The organism is Rhodococcus sp. NPDC057529 (assembly GCF_042802055.1).
Taxonomy (GTDB): domain Bacteria; phylum Actinomycetota; class Actinomycetes; order Mycobacteriales; family Mycobacteriaceae; genus Rhodococcus_F.
The window spans coordinates 37,193-55,729 of the sequence record NZ_JBHVEY010000029.1 but is presented as its reverse complement, the minus strand read 5'-3'; the positions used below and the strand labels follow the sequence as shown (position 1 = coordinate 55,729).

The following is an 18,537-nucleotide window of genomic DNA, read 5'->3' as shown; positions in this document are numbered from 1 at the left end:
CTCACCTACCGTCCGGGGACTATTCCAAACCCGGGCCCACCCACTGGTTCGACGGGCGGACGCTGATGGTTAACCTGGGCGGCGCAATGGCACGTCCGCCTTGTCAGTGGGGGTAGCTATCGTTTGCTGGACGCGCCCGACCCGAGCATTGGACCATCGCATGACAGATAGCCGATTTCTACCTATGCACAAAGGTGTCGCCACAGCGCGCGCACTCAACGAGATTGCTACGCCGATGGGGTACGCAGTCCAAATTGAGTCCGGAATCCAGCAGGATGCAGCTGAGATCCAACACTCGACTACCTACTATGTCCGCCAACTAGGCGGCCACACTGTGCTGGTCACACCTAACGCCGACGAGGTGCGTGCCCTTCTCGACACGCTCGCCACGAAACCGTGGTGGCGACTGAATCTAGACGATGACTCGATCGACGTCGACGGGGTCACCATCACCGACAAGACGACGGGCGCCGCAATCGTCCTCAGCGGCGGATGGGGTCCGATCATCGGCCGTGCCGAAACCCTCATCGAATATCAGACGAACCACAACATATTTCACATCGCCGTTCGCGGTAACGCACCGCCGACAGTCGGGTCGTGGCACAAATAGCCGTCGCATTAAGGCCCTTATCCAACCTTAGGAAGCCGGTGATCACCAGATGCGGTGGCGAGAAGCAGTTTCACGATGCAAGAAGACAGTGGGGACGATGAGTCAAGCGATACCAGAGCCAAATGTGGCTGTGACCACTTCCTCCAAGCTGTCGGCCCGGCACCTGAGCATTGAAGAACGCAAGGCGGTCTGGGAAAAGGCCGGATTGCAGCCGACGCTCACGATGTTGTCGACTCTGTTCGCACAACTCGATCTTGCTGTTTCCTCCCGCTCACGTCCGCAAGTGGAGAAACGCTGGGCGGGCGGCGTTCCCAGACCGCTGCGGACCGATCTCCTGAAGGCATTGCGGAAGAAGCAGACGATTTTGACCGTCTCGACAATGCTCCAATGCCTCAAGGAGGTGGTCGAGTTTGCAAGCGAGGACGGCCAGGCCAATGTGCTCCCACTCGACTTCGCGCACTGCGTGTTGAGTATCAACGAGGACATCGTTGCCACGACCACCACAGTGGGCGCCGATGGCGCCGGGATCGATTCGACTGCCGTGATGAACAGCATCGCTCAGCATTCCCTTGACTACCCTTATACTTTCGAAACCCTCGCGTCGGAGGCGGCCCAGAACTGGCTCCAGCCATGGCCATCGACTACCGGACCGAAAGTAGTGCAATCGATCGGAGGGGAGCCGCGGCAGATCTTCGAGAAGGCTGTGGGTGTCAAATTTCTCGAATTTATGACACTAGGCTGGACGCTTTACAACATGGTTAGCCAGGAGGGGAAAGTTCAGTTCGGAGAGGGAAATTTCGTCGTTATGAATCTCGGTGACGAGGTCATAGATGCATTCAAGGACCGATGCGTCTGGCAGCTCCCTGATCTGCGTGAGCGGCTGCGATTAGAGCGCGACGGGAGTTCTGGGACACCGTGGACGCGATATTACCTGCAAATGAGACCATTCATCCAGTTGGCGAGTGGAAGCTTCCTCCTCGTCAGGCCTCAGTACCTCGTTCAGCGCTTCATGGGCGAACCCCTCGTTGTCGACGTAAACGAGATCCTCAAGAACACTGATACGGCCGAATCCGAGCACTTCAGAAACGCCGTAAACCACAAATTTGAGACAAAAATCGGCGCCACACTCAAGCGGATCTCAAATCATCTCAGCGGTGACGGTGTCATCTCCGAAGATGAAATGATCAAAGCATTCAGAATCAAGAAGGGATCCAACGAAAGCGTTTGCGACTTCGCCTACGTCTCGGACAATCTGTGCATTTTGATCGATGCGAACAATCGGCACCTAATGCAGGGTTTCGCAGAAGGTACCGGTACGCTTGAGGAGTTCGATTCGGAAATTAGGTTGAGATTCAGCACCAAGAAGTTTATACAGCTCAAGCGAACTATTGAGCAGTTCCAAAAATTCGGCTGGAAGTCAGGTGGTCTGATCATCGATGATCAGACCACCTTCGTGCCACTTGTTGTAGGACCTGAGGATGGCATACCAAGCAACAGGATGACCGAGCGGTTGATTCTGGAGTCTTCTCGATCCATATTCGAGGAATTCGGTAATCGCGTACTACCTGCGACAATAGTGAGCTGGCGCGACCTTCGCATTCTTGAAGGGTTGGCCGAAAAGCGAGGAGTGCACTTCGCTAAACTTCTATTAGATTGGCGGAACTACTGCGTCTCCCACCCTGAATTCCAGTGCTCCGTCGACTTATACGAGCAGCACAGGGGCTACGACGGACCGCTTCCTGAGCACGAGCACAAACTCGGATTCGATTTTTTCGAAGACATGCGGACGGCTGCGACCGAAATCTACATCGAACGCCTCCCACCCGACATGCAGGCGAACACACGCCGAATGGTTGCGCAGGCCAAACGGAGGTTACCTACAAAGCACTTGTAGAAGCATCGCTGATCTGCTGTGGGTTCACAGCAGATCAGCGATCCCATGAGATGGTCCGGTGTGGACGACTCGGCGCTGGTTCCAGGGCGATTCGCCGGATGTGCGTGCCCTATCGACGACCACCGATACATCGACGGCGGTTACCGATCCAACGAGAATGCCGATCTGGCAGCGGGATACGGAGCAGAACGCGGACGCCGATGGACTGTCGCACCACAGGTCGACGAACTGCGCGCACGCGGCATCAGAGTCGAGTAGGCCATGTGATATCTCCCTCGAGGCCCGATTGGAGCGGAAACCCACTCCGACCGGCTAGCTTTGGCTCATCAGGGCGGCGGCGCCGGATCCCCGGGTGATCTCACGACGTGCGTGCCACGGCGACGGCCGAGAGGATTTCAGATTCCGTTGACACTCGAGAACTAATTCACGCGAGATGCCAGTCGGCTCCAAATCGCAATGCCTTACTCCAGCAGCTGCACAGCCAGCTCGTCCCAGTCCTGAGCCACAGCACGACTACGTGTCCGGCGATCGTGAGCGACCTCAACTGCCAAGCATCCCATGCGGAGGAGCACCGGGACGTTGAGGTGGCGCAGGGCCATGCCCTTCCGGTCGTCGAGCACAATCATCCGTGCCAACGTCTTCCCCGCCGACGCGAGCCCGACCAACGAATGGGCCGCGAGGAGCAGCTCATCACGGCGGGCCTGCTCCCGCTCGCCCAGGTGGGCGCTGCCGGTGACCGCGTACGCCCGGGCATGCACGTGCGTACGGACAATGACCTCGGTGGTGATCACGCTCAGTGAAGGGGTGAGGATCCCGGATCGCACGTTGAGCCCGTTGCCCGCCGAGGTTCCCAGGTACACCTCGTGCGCGAACGTACGCAGGGCGCGGTTGTCGAGCTCGTACAGCCAGGAGGAGCCGGGCATCGGCAGGCTCATCGGGGTCACCACGTCCGCCGCCAGGTGCTGTGCCCACAGGACGAGTGCCTCCGGGAGGGAGTCGACCTCCCGAAACCTTCCCCCGACGGTGACGTCGTGTTTGTTGCCGTAATCCCAGCGGATGCCGCGGAACTCGCCCGCCCGGATCTGCCGCAGCGCCTCGAACGGCCGGCCCAGATCGTGCCCCGGGGAGCGGACTCGGTGGGCGCGGCCGCCGAACCCGGGACCGGTGTAGTCGATCGGCAATCTCTTCCCGGCCCGCTCCCACCCGCGCATCCACCCGGTCTTCCTGGTGGCGCCGAGCCCCTGGGCGACCGCTCCGTCGATGGCGGTGTCGTACCAGGTCGCCGCCACCCCCAGCACGGTCGCGAACCCGACCGCGAGGACGTCCTCGTGGTCCCACGGGATGCGTTGCCGGGCCCGCCACCGGTCGAACCCGGCCCGCTGCTCGGGAGTGAACGCACTGTCGAGGTCAACGCCGGTCCAGCCGCGCCGGGCACGGAGCTGGTCATTGGCGACGGTCAACTCCGCATACGAGGCGAGTTCGGCGGTGTCGTTGTCCGGCAGCCGGTCCGGGACCCCGCCGGCCAGGGCGGTGTCGGTGGCCGATTCCAGCTCGGCGAGCCGGCGGCTGAGGGTGTCGAGGTTTCGGTCGACACTGTCGTCCATACTGCTCATAGCGCGGCGGTTTCCGGGAGACGCTCCAGGATGACCTCGAGCGCACCCTCCGCCCGCTTGACGTCGGCGTGCTGCCTGCGTAGTTCCTCACGCAATGACTTGTTCTCCGCGGTCAGGCGTGCGTTCTCACGCGAGAGTTCCCGGATCCGGTCCAGGAGTCGCTCACCGTCGGCGACGACCCTCTCGAGCCGTTCCTGCAGGCTCAGGACGACGCGGCGTTGCTTCTCGTCCCGGTTTTCCGCCTCGATCAGCACACACCGTGCGATCAGATCCAGGCGCATCGCCTCCGCCACCACCTGACCGGTCGTCCACGGCGTCCAGCGGGCCCCGGCCGCGGCGACGCCCGCTCCGGCGATGCCACCGAGCCCGGTCACCACGGCGGTGCCGCCGGCAATGCCGAAACCGCCGGCCGCGATCGCGCCGCCACCGAGGGTGGCCAACCCGGCCGACGTTGCGGCTGCCCCGGTCAGACCGGCGGCGCTGCCGATCGCGGCGCCGATCGCCGGCGCCGCCCAACCACCGGTCGCAACACCGGCTGCCAGTCCGGCCGCACCGATGACAGCCACCTTCCCCCATTGCACACTCTTACGCCGCAGCCGCCGGAGCAGCAGTCTGTGCTCGTCCCGCATCCGATCCAGATCGGCCCGGTCGAGGTGCGGGAACTCGTCCACCAACGCCTCGAAGGTGGTGCGGCGGGTCGCGGCATGCCAGGACGCTTTCGCCGGCCACGGATCGAACAGGATGAGGTCGACCAGCACCAGCAACGACCGCTCCCGCGAGCCGAAGGACCTGGGAAGGCACCGGCTTTGGGCGGTGATGGCGGCCGCCGCGGACTCCCGGGTGTCCATGTCCACCACCAGCGCCGTCAGCCAGTCCGGTCGATCCGGCCGATCCTCTGCCGCCACCCGGCGGAAGCTGGTGACGGCATCGCCGAGCACCGCTTCCTTGATGACCAGGGACTTGTCGGACTTCGTCGCGCCGATATCCGACTGCATCAACGACACCTGCATCGCCGCCAACGCCACCGACTCCGACCACTCCAACACCCCGACCGGCTCACCATCACTCGCGGACACGACCGCCCCCTTCCCACCCATCCAGAAAGCCCAGTATCACCGACCGGTCCGACACCACAGCCAAGACACCCCCGGACCACGGTGATGAGTCAGTCAGGCTGCACCTCAGTGTCATTCACACGAATGACAACCGGCCTCGCACGGCACGAGCCACAGCGGTGACTGCCTCAAACCAGCGCCACCTCCGGCAGAACGTCCGCGGCGCGGCCACCAGCCTGGCCTGAACGCGGAAACAGCTGAACGAGCAGTCCAACGGCTGTGCGGTTAGTTCTACCGCTCGCGGTTGCCACACCAGGACCTTCGGATACTTTGCGTCTTCACAGATCCCCTCTCGGTCCTGGCCGGGGTGAACCGAGCAGGCCTGCAAGGATGACGAGATGAACTGGAAGACCACCCTTCTCACCGTGGCCATAGGCGTCGCCGCCGCGCTCGCGACATCCTGCTCGCACCCTGACGATGCGACACGAATTTCTGCCCCGACGAAGACTTGCGGCCCTGGGACACCGATCTTCTCGTGCCCCGGTGCCCCGATTGTGTCCTTCAACCCCACTACTGCCCCGTACTCATCGCCCGAGGGACTCGTCAACGCCCGGCACGACTCCTGCGACTTCGGACCCGAGCTACTTCACTACCTCGAGACCGGCGACAACGACGGCAACCCCTGGTATGACCAGCGCTACGCCGCCGACGTCGGCCTTCCACTCCCACAAGCACGTGCCATCGCGGATGCAGCCATAGAACGCTGTGACGACACCGTCGACGAACAAGAAGCGCAAACCTCCCGCGCCGCATCACAAAGTGCCGCCGCGACAACCAGCGCCGCCCACCACGCTGCCCTAGCAGAAAAAGAAGCCGCAGCGTGCGGGCAGATCGGCGGCGTACTCACGCACCCGTCTGCTGCAGATGACCGTCCCGCTGGTTGATTCCGCCCGAGGGCAGTCGCTCCCCTTCTGCCTCGCGTCCCCTGAAGTGCATGGAAAGCATCTATTCCGGTGCTCATCGGAACAAGCTGATATCCCGAACATTACTGCCAGGCCCCGGAACCGCCATCCTGTTCGTGAAATTACATCCGTCCGCTACGCAGCGGAGTACTGTATTATTCCGAACAGAGGAGGTGATGTGATGTCTGCGACCAAGAGCGAGCGTGGCCTCCTGCGGCAATGCACCGAGCTGCTGCGGGGCCTGTTGCCGCAGGACTGGGACGTACGGTCCGAGGCATTCACCGACCCATCGGCACGGGGGTCACGGTCGGCCCCGGCGCGCGTGGATGGCCGCCTTCGCATCACGCCTCCGGACGGTGAGGCCGCCGATTTCCTGGTCGAGGTCAAACGGGTGCTGAACCGGCGGGACATCGGCGTGGTGGCGGGTCGGCTCGGCGATGCCACCGACGACGTTCCTGCGGAAGGTTTGGTGATGGCCCGGTACATCTCCCCTCCCCTGCAAGAGCTGCTGCGGGAGCGCAGCCTGTCGTACATCGATGCCACCGGCAATGTGATGGTCACCGCGCGCCGTCCGGCCATGGTCCTGCGCGACCGGGGCGCGGCCCAGGACCCGTTCCGGGGTCCGGGCCGGCCCCGGGCGACGCTCAAGGGTGAGCCCGCCGCCAGGCTCATCCGCACCCTGACCCGAGAAAACGGGCCGTGGTCGGCGCGGGAACTCGTTGCACGGTCGGGGGTCTCCACCGGAGCCACCTACCGGGTACTCGAACTCCTACAGGAAGAGGAGCTGGTCACCAGGACCGCCGACAAGCGGTTCGAGGTCACCGACTGGCCGCAGCTGCTCCGGCGGTGGAGCCGGGACTACAGTTTCGTCGACAACACCCAGACGTATCAGTACATCGACCCCCGCGGTGTCCCATCACTGCTGAACAAGCTTGCGAAAGAAAAAGACCCAGGCTTCCGGTACGCGGTCACCGGATCCGTCGCCGCAGCCGAATGGGCGCCGTACGCGCCGGCGCGCGCCGCGTTCATCTACACCGACAATCTGGACGAGGCGGCACGGACGTGGCGACTGCACCCGGTCGACCCCGACACCGCGGAAGCGGCGAACGTGATTCTCGGAGAACCCGAATACTCGGTCGTCTTCGACAACACCTCCCGCGCCAAGGACGGGTACACGATCGCCGCGATCGAGCAGGTCGCCGTCGACCTACTGTCCGGGCCCGGCCGCAACCCGGCCGAAGGCGAAGAACTCATAGAATGGATGCAGGCCCATGAATCAGCCTGGCGGCGATAACCTCCTCGCCGAAGCCCGCAGCGCACTCCTCGACGCCCTGCACGCCCTCGACGAACACCGCGACGCGCTGATCGTGATCGGCGCGCAAGCGGTGTACCTGCGCAGCGGCGCCGCCGTCGTCGCGTTGGCCGAGTCGACGAAGGACAGCGACCTCGCCGTCAACCCCCGCAACCTCGGGGATGACCCACACCTCGAGGACGCCATGACCGGTGCCGGGTTCTACCTGAACACCAACGGGCAACCCGGCGCCTGGGTCAACCAGGATGGCATCCCCGTCGACCTGATGGTCCCCTCCGCCCTGTCCAACCGGACCAGCCCCACCGGGCGCTCACCGCGACTGCCGCCGCACGCCAAGAACGCGATGCGGATCGCCACCGGCCTCGAGGGCTGCGTCGTCGACAACACCGTCATGACCATCACCGCCCTCGACAACGCCGATCACCGCGCCTACGACGTCCGGGTCGCCGGCACCGCCGCGCTCCTGGTCGCCAAGATCCACAAGATCCACGAACGCCTCGACACCCCCGGACGCCTGCAGAACAAGGACGCCCACGACATCTACCGCATGCTCGTCGCCTCCGAACCCGACGACCTCGCCGACAACTTCCGCCGACTCCTCGCCGACCCGATCAGCACCACCACCACCGAACACGCCCTCGACTGGCTACCCGAAATGTTCGGCAACGCCTCCGCGACCGGAGCCGACATGGCCGGCAAAGCCGAAGAGGGCATCGGCAACCCCACCCAGGTCTCGACCAACGCCGCACTGCTGGCCACCGAACTGATGGACACCCTCGCCGGTTAGCCTCGATTGTCGGTCAGGTTATCGACCTGAGGTTTCATCGGGGTGGGAAGCGGAAGCGTAGTTCTCGGTTGTTCCACCAGGGGATGGGCACGGCCCGGTCTGCGTAGCCGGCGTCGATGAGGACCGGGTGGTAGGTGCGTGGGGCGAGGTCGACGGTGACGGTGGTGTCGGTGATGTGCAGGGTGCCGGTGGCGTCGAGGAAGTGCCGCCAGATCCGGTCGGGGGTGGCGTGTTCGTAGCGCGGGAGTCGGTGGGCGAGTAGTCGGTAGCAGTTGCCGGCGAGCACGGTCAGGGTGGTGTCGAGGTCCACGTTCAGCGGCAGGCCCGAGGTGAGGGCGTCGAGGTGGAATCCGCCGATGTAGGCATCGAGTTCGTTCTCGATGAGCATGCGTTCGGCGTAGCGGGCGAACAGTGCCTTGGCCGGGGTGGTCAGGTCGTTGGTGATCAGCAGGGTGGGTTCGTCGCGGCCGATGTTGCGCACGGCGATCTGCCGGATCTGTTGTCCGATGCCCTTGATGCGTACCAGTTCGTCGTGCAGTTGCGGGTGTCGGTAGTGACCGGATCTGCTGATACGCACGGTGGTCCAGGCCGAGGCGGGTAGGGCGGCGAGGTGGTCGAGGACGGTGTGGCCGCGTTGGCGCAGGGTGAGCCAGCGGATGCCGCGGGTGCACAGCTCGTCGAGGACGGTGTAGGTGGTCAGCTGGGAGTCGAAGACCAGCAGTCCGGGATCGGTGCCGGCGACCTGGGCCCAGTAGTCGGCGAAGGACAGCACTTCGCGGGCGGCCTCGTTCTTGGTGATGTCGGCGTTGGCGTAGACCATCTCGGTGGAGGCGTGGTCCTGGGCGAAGAAGGTCAGCACGCTGCGGGTGCGTTGGGAGCGTTTGGGGACGTAGTGCTTCTCGAGTGGGGCGTCCTCGCCGTGGTGGCGGATGGCGTGGAAGTCGAGGTTGAATCCGGCTTCGCCGGTGGCCATCCCGAGTTCCCTGAGTCGGGTGGTCAGCCCCGCCATCGTCTGGTGGTTGGATTCGCGGCGGACGCGGTAGGAGTAGCTGGTCAGGTGGGTGGTCTTCGGCAGAGCGGTCAGTCCGAGGGCGAGGGCGAGGCCGGGATCGTCGGTGAGGGCGGTGACGTGGGAGGGTCGCGGGTTGCGGGCGCACTTGGCCAGCAGCAGGGTGCCGATCGAGTGCCAGGCCGACAGCGTGCGGGTGCCCGGGTATCCGGCCCGGTCGACGAGGTCGTGCAGGCCCAGCTCGGCGATCGCGGGTAGGAGCAGGAACAGGCCGGCGTGGTCGCAGTCGAGGCTGGTGCCGGTGGGCCAGTGCCGCAGTGGCTGGGCCTTGACCGGTGCGAGCCGTGGGGTGCCGCGGTCGGCCGGTGCGCGGCGGGTGAGGCGTTCGAGGCCTTCGGCGTCGAGGATGGTCCACACGGTCTGCGCCGAGACCGGGGTGCCCTCGGCGGTCAGCGCGGTCGCGATCTCGGTGACCGACCGGTCCTGGGCGCGCAGGTCGAGTACTCGATCGCGGATCCGGTCGGCCTTGCGTGGTCCCTTCGGACCGGGCCGGGACGAGCGGAACAGGTCGGTCTTGCCCGTCCGCAGCTCGTGCGCCATCTGGTGGACGGTGGCCGCGGAATACCCGAAGTCCCGGCCGACCTGTGCGGCGGTGGCGGAGTCGACGAAGTAGGCCCGCAGTGCCTCGTACTGGCGTTGTGCGGGTTCGTCCGGTTCGAGGAAGTACTCGGCCCCGGATCGCATATCTCAGGGGATCTTCCTGAATGACATGGATCTATCGTAGAGTGGTTTCGGCAGCGATTCGCGAAGTGGGCGGGTTGACACGCCGAAACATCCTAGATTGCAGGAGTCTTACTCACCGGACTGGTGCGGTGACCGGCTCGTGCCGGGGAAACCGTGGAAGCGGAGGTTGGGTCCTCATTCTGATAGATCGCCTGAGGTTACCCGGCGGCCATCCGGAAACCGCTGCGATCCACGGCCTCCGAGACACGGCGCGGCGACCACTCGACCCGGAAACCACGCACCGAAAATCGAGGTTAGCGCGGATTCTCGCGCAGGAAGTTCGACCCCAGTTCAGGTGAACTCGTAGCGCAGGGTTCGTCCGTCCCACCAGGGGACCTCGGTGTCGGGGAGGTGGGCTTGGCGGAGGACGGGTGAGTAGGTGCGCCGGTCGAGTCGGACGGTGATCTCGTTGCCGCGGTTGAGGATCTGTCCGCCGGTGGAGAGGAATCGTCGTTGCAGGGTGTCGGGTGTGGCGGTGGCGTAGCCGGGTAGCCGACGTCGCAGCGCGTTGCAGACGGTGCGGGCGAGCACGGTGAGGACGACGTCGTGGTCGACGTTGAGGGGGACGGCGCCTGCCAGGGCGTCGAGGCCGAAGGAGCGGATGGCTTCGGCGAGGCGTTGTTCGATGTTCATCCGGCGGGCGTAGGCCTCGATGATGTTCTTGATGGGGGTGTCGGTGTCGTTGGTGATCAGGATGGTGGGTTCGTCGTGGCCGAGGCCGGCGATGGCAAGTTGACGGACGGTGCCGGGGTAGGCCGAGAGTGTCGCTGCGGGGTTCTTGAACCATCCCGAGTCTGATGCACACAGTGTTATTTGTGTGCGATCGGTTGATCGGCACGGTGTGTAGCGTAGTACTTGGCTGCGTACTCGGTGGGCGGGATCCGCCCGAGTCGGTGCATCAGCCGGGCGGTGTTGTACCAGTGCACCCAGGCCGAGGTGGCCTCCTCGACGTCGCCGACGGTGCGCAGCGGCCCCTTGCGGAACGGGGAGTCGTCGGCGATGCATTCGGCCTTGTAGAGCCCGACCGTCGTCTCGGCGAGGGCGTTGTCGTAGGCGTCGATCACCGACCCGACTGACGGCCGAATCCCTTGCAGGAACAGGGTTTCCCCGAAGCGCAGAGCCGTATATTGCGAGCCCGCATCGCTGTTAAACTGAATTCTGGTTAACTCCGACAACGGCGCCCAATATGTCTCGCAGGACTTCGCGGATGTGTGCCGCGAACTGGGGGTGACCCGGTCCAGGGGGTGCGGTCGGAACGTCGGCGGACAACGCCGCCGCCGAATCGTTGAACGCGTCCTTGAAACGGGAGACGCTGCAGGGGCGGAAGCGCTGGAACAGTGGGTGAGGCGCGTGCCGCCGTCTTCCGCTGGATCACGCGCTACAACACACGAAGGAGGCATTCCACGCTCGGTCAGATCTGTCCGATCGAGTTCGAACGGCGATCGGCTAAGCTGGCAACCGCCGCATAGGAATTGATGTCCACATCTCGGGGGGGAACACCCGGGGCGGACACCGTCGGCGAGGTCGCCGAACTCACCGACCGGTTGCCGCACCTGGCCACGTGGCCGCACGGACTGCGTGTGTTCGTGCGGCGGGTCAAACCGCTGCGCGACACCACTGCGAAGCCGCTGCCCGGCGTGGCCGCCCAGCTCGAGCTCGACGGGGGCGCCGAGGCCGCCGACAACGCGGTCACCGGCTGGCGCTACGAGCTGTTCGCCACCAACACCGAAGGCGGCGACACCGCTTGGCTGGACGCCCGGCACCGCAAACACGCCCGCGTCGAGGACCGCATCCGCTGCGGAAAGCAGACCGGCGCAGCGAAATACCCGTTCCGGGAATTCGCCGCGAACACCGCCTGGGTCATGCTGCACGGCGTCGCCGACTATCTGCTCGCCTGGACCCGGCTACTGGCCTGTGACGGGAGCTCGCCAAGGCCGAACCCAAGACACTGCAGGACCGGGTCCTGCACGCGCCCGCCTCGCTCACCCGCGGCTCCCGGCGCCGCTGGCTCAACTTCCCTCCCACCTGGCCGTGGACCAACCAGATCGTGGCGATCTTCGCCTGCATCCAGGCGCTGCCCCGATCCGGCTAACGATCCGCCCAGCACCTGCTCCACCGAGCCAAAACACCTTCCCGGACAGTGGAATCCGGCGCCCACCTGACGCGACAGCCGGGCATCTGCCATGCCCACAGCACGACAGGTCATGATGAAACAACATCGAAACCGCTCGGCACTCGCCAGATCAAGACACTGAGCCATCAAGGTATGGCTGGTCCTCAGCGTCGTGACGGTCTCGGTGCGGTCGATCGGCAACACGCCCATGCGGTGGACTACAGGCGGAAAGAGGAATCCGGTCAGTCGAACTTCGGTTCGCGACGCTCGAGGAACGCGGACATGCCTTCTTTGGCGTCAGGAGAGAAGAACGTGAGCAACTCCAGGCCGAGGGAGGCCTCGAACGACGGCATCGCCAGGCGCAGCCAGTTGTTCAGTGCGTGTTTGGTCCACTGGATCGCGTACTTCGGCCCGCGCGCAAGCTGATCCGCCACTCTCAATGCCTCGGAAAGCACTTCGTCGTTCGGTACAGCCTTACTCACCAGACCAATCCGTTCGGCCTCACGACCGTCGATCCGATCTGCAGTGAGCAGCAGGTACTTGGCCTTGGCCATACCGCACAGCAACGGCCAGATGATGACCGAGTGGTCGCCGGCCGCCAGTCCGATTTTGACATGACCGTCGGTGAACGCCACGTCCTCGCCGATGATGCTGATGTCCGCGAGCAGCGCAATTGCAAGACCGGCACCGGCAGCCGCACCGTTGATCGCCGAGATCACCGGCTTGTCGCACTCGACCATGTTCGAGACTAGCCCACGAGCCTCCTCGAGGGTTTTGACAACCGCCGGAAAATCGCTGAGCTTCTCGACCTCCTCACCGAGGTCTCCACCGGCGGAGAACGCCCGCCCATTGCCGGTGATGACCACAGCCCGCGTCTCGTCGTCCTCGGCGACGTCTTTCCACACCCGGGTGAACTCGGCGAGCATCTGCCGGTCCGCCGCATTGTGCTTCTCGGGCCGATTGATCGTGATGAGCAGAACGCCACCGGGACGTCGCTCGAAAAGGAGCCTTTCGTATGCCTCGAGGTTCATTGTGTTTCCTTTCGATGAAAGTGTGTTCGTACTCTGGTTCAGCCCGCCATCGTCAGGCCACCGGAGACGCTGAGCCACTGGCCGATGACGAAGTCGGCGTCGTCGGACGCGAAGGACCGGACCGCGGAGGCGATCTCTTCGGGGGTACCGAGGCCGCAGAACGGGATCGCACGGTCGCGAGACTGTCCGCCAGCACGCCGCCATTCTGCGCGCCATCAAGAACCAGAATCCCGACGCAGCAGAGAAGGCGATCGTCGAGCACCTGACGTATCTACGTCGACGCATACTCGCGCATCGTGAAGGCTTACGCACTTCCGCCCACATCCTGCGGAAACGCTCACGCCAGACTAGTGGAGGCACTCGCGCGGCAACACCAACGTTTCGCACGGGTGCCCGAACGTCAGCCCCGACAACGCCTGCTGGTTCTACGACTTCGCCGTCCCCGGCGACATCGTCGAGGACCGGGGCTCCGGCGGCGCGCCCCGCGAGCTGTGGCAGAACGGCGACTGTTCGGTCCCGATCGTCGGACCATGTGCGCACGTCCCCTGCGGGTGCGGCGCTAGACGGTCTCGAGGACCTGCATCTCCGGAACCTCGTCGAGGACGGTCAGGGGCACTCCGGTGGCCTCCTTGATTTCCTCGACACTGACGCCTGGGGCCCGTTCCCGCAAGATGAGTCCCCCGGGTTCGACATCCATGACGGCAAGGTCCGTGATGATGCGGTTCACCACTCCCTTTCCGGTCAGCGGCAGGGTGCATTCCTGCACGATTTTGTGGGTGCCGTCCTTGGCAACGTGCTCCATGAGGACAATGACCTTCTTGGCCCCGTGGACCAGGTCCATCGCACCTCCCATGCCCTTGACCATCTTGCCGGGGATCATCCAGTTCGCGATGTCACCAGTGGCCGTGACCTGCATGGCACCAAGCATCGTCACATCGAGTTTTCCGCCCCGGACCATCCCGAAACTCATGGACGAATCGAAGTAGGCACCGCCGGCCAGCATGGTGACCGGTTCCTTGCCGGCGTTGATCAGGTCGGGGTCCTCCTCACCGCGGAACGGGTTCGGACCGAATCCGAGCAATCCGTTCTCGGATTGGAAGACGACGAAAATATCGTCGGGAATGAACGTCGGAACGAGCGTGGGTACGCCGATGCCCAGGTTGACATACTGGCCGTCGCCGAGTTCCTGCGCCGCGCGTGCGGCAATCTCTGTTCGCTTGAGCTTCATGGTGTTTCCTCTCGAGTCTTCGGTTCGATGTGCGCTCGACTGCCCCGATAGCCGACCGGGGCAGTCTCAACGTTCCCGGACCACCAGCTTCTCGATCCCCTTGTCGGCGGCCTGCGCTGCGGTCAGGGGGACCACCCGGTGGATGTAGATCCCGGGAAGGTCGATGTCTTCGGGTTTCAGTTCTCCCGGCTCCACCAGTTCCTCCACCTCGGCAATCGCGATGCGCCCGGCCATGGCGGCCACCGGATTGAAGTTCCGGGCGGACGCGTTGAACCTCAGGTTGCCGTGACGGTCGCCGACGGCCGCACGGACCAACGCAAAATCGGCTACCAGCGCCTCTTCGAGGACGTACCCCTTCTCCTCGCCGAATGTATCGAAGACACGGACATTCTTGGCCGGCGAGAACGTGGTGACGTTGCCGTCCGCGTCGTACTTCCAGGGCAGGCCACCTTCGGCGACCTGGGTGCCGGCACCGGTCATGGTGTAGAAACCGGGGATTCCCGCACCGGCCGCACGCAGCCGCTCCGCAAGGGTGCCTTGGGGAGTCAACTCGACCTCGAGCTCGCCGTCCAAGTACTGGCGAGCGAATTCGGCGTTCTCCCCCACGTAGGACGCCACCACGCGCCGCAGCCGGTGGGCGGCGAGAAGCCGCCCCAGGCCGACGCCATCGATGCCGGCGTTGTTGGAGATGACTTCCAACTTGTCGATGCCGAGCTCGCACACCGCGTCGATGAGCACCGCCGGGATGCCGCACACTCCGAACCCGCCCACGGCCAGCCTCGCTCCCGAGGGGATGTCGGCCACCGCGTCTGCAGCGTTGGCAATTGTCTTGTCCACTGTCATCGAACCTTTCGATGTTGATTGCGTTGGAGAACCTTCGGGAGGACGGAGCTGTCTTCGCCGTGGGAAGGCTCGACGACGGACAGGCAGGCAATGCGCCGTCGGCCGATCGGCGGTCGCACGAGCCGACATGAGAGCGCATGTGACTGTGGCAACACTGAGAAAAGGTTGACACCGAGAATCAAGTAAGTCCAATCATAAGTTTGAACAACTCGATGCACTATTCTTATCAATGCTGCTCGAGATGAAACGACCCGCATCAGGAGTCCTCGCTCCCCGCGAGCCGCGGGCGCCCCGCGAGGCTGTCTTTCACGATTGACGTCGACCATCGAGAAGGTGCAAGAATGGATTTGCCCTATCTAATAACCAGTTCGATTCACTGAGGGGCGGGTATGGAGCTCCGTCAGGTCCAGACGTTCCTCGCGGTGGCCGAGGAACTGCACTTCGGCAGGGCCGCCGAGCGGCTCAACATGACCCAGCCGGCGGTCAGCCAGCAGATCCGAGCGCTGGAAAAGGACGTCGGCGTGCGGTTGCTGCACCGAAACACCCGCGCCGTGTCGCTCACGGCGGCCGGGCAGTCGTTCCTCGAACCGGCCTACCGATTACTCGAAGCCTCCCGGATCGCCCAGCGCGCGGTACATCTGGATCCGTCGGACGTGGTCGGCAACGTCTCCATCGGGTTTGCGGGCACCTGCGCCAGCAAGGCCATACCCCGGCTTGCCCGAGCGGTGCGGGCCCGACTGCCGGGTGTGGAACTGGAGTTGCGCGGCCAAGTATATTCCGGCGTGGCCAGTGCGATGGTGCGAGGCAAGCAGTTGGATATCGGCTTCAGCCGATTGCCCGTGACCGAGGACCAAGTCGATTATCGCGTGTACGAGATGGAGTCGGTCGTCCTGGCCCTGCCCGCTGACCACCCCCTGGCCTCCCGGGACGCGGTCCGGCTCGAGGACCTGTCCGACGAGCAATTCGTGACCTACCCGAGCACCGGCGGCGTGCGGGTCCGCGAAGCCCTGATGAAGGTGGGTGAGGCTGCCGGGTTCCGGCCGAACGTCATCCAGGAGGCACCCGATTCGTATTCGATCCTCAGCCTCGTGGCCGCCGGCGTCGGGATCTCCATCACCGAGGCCTCGGTGCAGCACATCAGCATCCCGGGACTGGTCTATCGTCCGCTGCTACCGGAGCCCGCTCCGATCCCGGCAATCCTCACCTGGCACAGCGAGCAGGCAACTCCTGCGACCAGGGCGGTGCTGGCCCTCGCCGAGGAGACCCTCCCGACACCGAACGACGCGCCGCACCCGACACGCGACGTCGCCGGCCGGGGAACAGCCCATGAAGACATGCCCGTGGCCCCGCGATAATCCCCATTCCTGTGACTGAATCGAATAATCGGAGCGGCATGTCACACCGCACCGCGCAAGCGTCAGTACGGCCATGAGCAACGAAACGAACTCCCACGGTGGCGAGCGCGACCGTTCCCGCCCCGAGACCAGGGCATTTAGCGCCACGCTCGACCGTCGGTCGCGATCTCCATGAGCTACTCCGACGCCAATCGTGGCGCCTGGGATGGCCCACCGTCCATTGATGCCGGTCGGGCAACCCTCCTCGGGACCCACCGGAAAAACCACGGTGGCCGGGTGAACCGTGCCGGCGTCAACAGCAGGTCACCCGAATAGGGAACTGATAACGAATCCACATGACTCACTTCGCCGTGGACCAAGCACCGCACAACTGATGCATTTCGCTTATCGCCTGTTGGGATATCGCTATTGGACTCGTGATCAATGGGTCCGTAGCGTGTTCACCATCACATCTGGCACTTCATGCCCGACGTCTTCGCCGCACCTGTCCCCCTTGCAGACAAAGTCGCGGCACGCGGTACGTCGTTCATGTATTAACGCAGGAGCCCGCTTTGAGTACTTCCTCCCCCAGCTCTCTCCCGGACAGTGCCCGAGTAGCTGCCACCCCGAGTCCATCGCCGGGTAATCGATCTCAGGGCGGTTCACTCAAGAAAGTCGTCATGGCCTCCATGGTCGGAACGGCGATCGAGTGGTACGACTTCTTCATCTTCGGTTCGATGTCGGCACTTCTGCTCGGTCCGGTCTTCTTCCCCAGCGACAACGAATGGCTCAGCACCATGGCTTCGATGGCCACGTTTGCCGTGGCGTTCTTCATGCGGCCCCTCGGCGCCGTCGTCCTGGGACACTTCGGGGACCGTTACGGTCGGCGCAAGGTCCTCGTGGTTGCCCTGCTGATGATGGGACTGTCCACGTTCGCCATCGGACTGCTTCCGTCGTACGCCAAAATCGGAGTTCTCGCGCCGATCCTGCTGATTCTGCTCCGCGTACTCCAGGGATTCGCCCTCGGTGGTGAATACGGCGGAGCGGTGCTCATGGTCGTGGAGAACGCCAAAGCCCAAGGCCGCCGGGGATTCTTCGGCGCGTTCCTCGGCGCCGCCTCGCCCATCGGCTTCCTCCTGGCGACCGCCGTCATCGCTCTCACCGCCTCACTGACCACGGAAGAGCAGATGACCGAGTGGGGGTGGCGCATACCGTTCTTGACCAGTGCGATCATGGTGGGCGTCGGTCTGTACATCCGAGTGAAGCTGGAGGAATCCAGCGAATTCCATCGGATCCAGAGCGAGGTTGCGACGTCGGCCGAGCCTCAGCAGCGCGTTCCGTTCATCAGGCTGTTCCGCGAACACCCCCTCGAGGTCCTCAAATCGATCCTGGTCCCCGTCGGCCAGTTCGCCGGCTACTACCTGACCACCGTCTTCCTGTTGTCCTACGCCCGCAACTCAGCGGGATTCACCATCGAGGCCTCGAACTCGTTGGCGATGATTGCCGCCGTCTCGTTCCTGATCTTCATCTTCATCGGCGGTTACTGGTCGGACAAGACAGTGCGCTGGCTGCCGATGCTGGTCGGCGTGGTGGGTTTCGCGTTCGCAATCTTCGTCATGTTCCCCCTGGTCGATTCTCGGAACTACGGGTTCGCCGCGATCGCCTTCGCCCTCGGTCTCGCGTTCATGGGCCTTCTCTACGGCCCCCTGAGTACCTATATGGCCGAACTCTTCTCCGGTAGTGTTCGCTACACGGGCGTGTCCTTCGGGTACCAGGCGGCGTCCGCGATTACCGGCGGACTGACGCCTGTGATCTCCGTGGCCCTGCTCGACCAGACGGGTTCCTGGGTTGCAGTGGCCATCTACGCCGCCGTCATGATGCTGGTCTCCGTCGCGGGCATGCTGATCCGTCGCAACCACAACAATTGGCAAGCCGCCTGAGGCAGCCCCGGAACCCGCACCCC

General features: G+C 64.2%; 16 protein-coding genes and 3 pseudogenes. 10 read left to right on the top strand and 9 right to left on the bottom strand.

All coding sequences use genetic code 11. The features are described 5' to 3' along the window. Positions 1-160: 160 nt before the first annotated feature. Positions 161-610 (top strand): hypothetical protein, encoded by a 450-nt coding sequence (locus ACFU5V_RS37335; protein WP_378705810.1) that lies wholly within the window; start codon positions 161-163, stop codon positions 608-610. A 97-nt stretch (positions 611-707) separates the two neighbouring features. Next, entirely contained in the window at positions 708-2,504 is a 1,797-nt protein-coding gene (locus ACFU5V_RS37330) for a hypothetical protein (protein ID WP_378705808.1), read from the top strand. A gap of 461 nt (positions 2,505-2,965) precedes the next feature. Here the strand turns inward: ACFU5V_RS37330 and ACFU5V_RS37325 are convergent, their stop codons facing one another. Next, positions 2,966-4,117, bottom strand: a complete 1,152-nt coding sequence (locus ACFU5V_RS37325; protein WP_378705805.1) for a hypothetical protein — start codon at positions 4,115-4,117, stop codon at positions 2,966-2,968. Continuing rightward, on the bottom strand, positions 4,114-5,193 hold the full coding sequence (locus tag ACFU5V_RS37320) for a hypothetical protein (RefSeq protein WP_378705803.1): 1,080 nt from the start codon (positions 5,191-5,193) through the stop codon (positions 4,114-4,116). The genes ACFU5V_RS37325 and ACFU5V_RS37320 overlap by 4 nt, the downstream gene beginning before the upstream one ends. A gap of 377 nt (positions 5,194-5,570) precedes the next feature. On the opposite strand from ACFU5V_RS37320, the gene ACFU5V_RS37315 reads away from it, so the two are divergent. From ACFU5V_RS37315 to ACFU5V_RS37305, 3 genes are all read left to right on the top strand, one after another. Beyond that, positions 5,571-6,116 (top strand): hypothetical protein, encoded by a 546-nt coding sequence (locus ACFU5V_RS37315; protein ID WP_378705800.1) that lies wholly within the window; start codon positions 5,571-5,573, stop codon positions 6,114-6,116. A gap of 199 nt (positions 6,117-6,315) precedes the next feature. After that, positions 6,316-7,428 carry a helix-turn-helix domain-containing protein gene (locus ACFU5V_RS37310; protein WP_378705798.1) on the top strand — a complete coding sequence of 371 codons (1,113 nt, stop codon included), beginning with the start codon at positions 6,316-6,318 and terminating at the stop codon, positions 7,426-7,428. Further along, positions 7,406-8,233 carry a hypothetical protein gene (locus ACFU5V_RS37305; protein WP_378705796.1) on the top strand — a complete coding sequence of 276 codons (828 nt, stop codon included), beginning with the start codon at positions 7,406-7,408 and terminating at the stop codon, positions 8,231-8,233. The genes ACFU5V_RS37310 and ACFU5V_RS37305 overlap by 23 nt, the downstream gene beginning before the upstream one ends. A 34-nt stretch (positions 8,234-8,267) precedes the next feature. Here ACFU5V_RS37305 and ACFU5V_RS37300 read toward each other — a convergent pair whose 3' ends face one another. The 3 genes and pseudogenes from ACFU5V_RS37300 to ACFU5V_RS37290 all read right to left on the bottom strand — a co-directional run. Next, positions 8,268-9,986 carry a hypothetical protein gene (locus ACFU5V_RS37300; RefSeq protein ID WP_378705794.1) on the bottom strand — a complete coding sequence of 573 codons (1,719 nt, stop codon included), beginning with the start codon at positions 9,984-9,986 and terminating at the stop codon, positions 8,268-8,270. Positions 9,987-10,316: 330 nt separating this feature from the next. Beyond that, positions 10,317-10,658, bottom strand: a complete 342-nt coding sequence (locus ACFU5V_RS37295) for a hypothetical protein (RefSeq protein WP_378705792.1) — start codon at positions 10,656-10,658, stop codon at positions 10,317-10,319. 176 nt (positions 10,659-10,834) lie between these two features. After that, positions 10,835-11,173 (bottom strand): annotated as a pseudogene (locus tag ACFU5V_RS37290) (integrase core domain-containing protein); the annotation flags it as partial. A gap of 10 nt (positions 11,174-11,183) precedes the next feature. Between ACFU5V_RS37290 and ACFU5V_RS37285 the strand changes: the two are divergent. Then, a pseudogene (locus tag ACFU5V_RS37285) lies at positions 11,184-11,494 on the top strand (transposase); the annotation flags it as partial. A gap of 6 nt (positions 11,495-11,500) precedes the next feature. After that, a complete protein-coding gene (locus ACFU5V_RS37280; protein WP_378705789.1) occupies positions 11,501-12,187 on the top strand; it encodes a hypothetical protein in 687 nt (228 codons plus the stop codon). 193 nt (positions 12,188-12,380) lie between these two features. Here ACFU5V_RS37280 and ACFU5V_RS37275 read toward each other — a convergent pair whose 3' ends face one another. Both ACFU5V_RS37275 and ACFU5V_RS37270 read right to left on the bottom strand, forming a co-directional pair. Then, a complete protein-coding gene (locus tag ACFU5V_RS37275; RefSeq protein ID WP_378705898.1) occupies positions 12,381-13,169 on the bottom strand; it encodes an enoyl-CoA hydratase/isomerase family protein in 789 nt (262 codons plus the stop codon). Positions 13,170-13,207: 38 nt separating this feature from the next. Next, on the bottom strand, positions 13,208-13,303 hold the full coding sequence (locus tag ACFU5V_RS37270; protein WP_378705896.1) for a hypothetical protein: 96 nt from the start codon (positions 13,301-13,303) through the stop codon (positions 13,208-13,210). 226 nt (positions 13,304-13,529) lie between these two features. Here ACFU5V_RS37270 and ACFU5V_RS37265 point away from each other — a divergent pair. Next, positions 13,530-13,688, top strand: a pseudogene (locus ACFU5V_RS37265) (L,D-transpeptidase family protein); the annotation flags it as partial. Between the two features lie 40 nt (positions 13,689-13,728). On the opposite strand, the gene ACFU5V_RS37260 reads toward ACFU5V_RS37265, so the two are convergent. After that, the gene (locus ACFU5V_RS37260; RefSeq protein WP_378705787.1) at positions 13,729-14,397 is read right to left on the bottom strand and encodes a CoA transferase subunit B; all 669 of its coding nucleotides are present in this window, start codon (positions 14,395-14,397) and stop codon (positions 13,729-13,731) included. Positions 14,398-14,463: 66 nt separating this feature from the next. Continuing rightward, on the bottom strand, positions 14,464-15,240 hold the full coding sequence (locus tag ACFU5V_RS37255; RefSeq protein WP_378705785.1) for a CoA transferase subunit A: 777 nt from the start codon (positions 15,238-15,240) through the stop codon (positions 14,464-14,466). A gap of 389 nt (positions 15,241-15,629) precedes the next feature. On the opposite strand from ACFU5V_RS37255, the gene ACFU5V_RS37250 reads away from it, so the two are divergent. Continuing rightward, on the top strand, positions 15,630-16,595 hold the full coding sequence (locus ACFU5V_RS37250; protein WP_378705782.1) for a LysR family transcriptional regulator: 966 nt from the start codon (positions 15,630-15,632) through the stop codon (positions 16,593-16,595). A 659-nt stretch (positions 16,596-17,254) separates the two neighbouring features. After that, a complete protein-coding gene (locus tag ACFU5V_RS37245) occupies positions 17,255-18,514 on the top strand; it encodes an MFS transporter (RefSeq protein WP_378705780.1) in 1,260 nt (419 codons plus the stop codon). Positions 18,515-18,537: the final 23 nt, after the last annotated feature.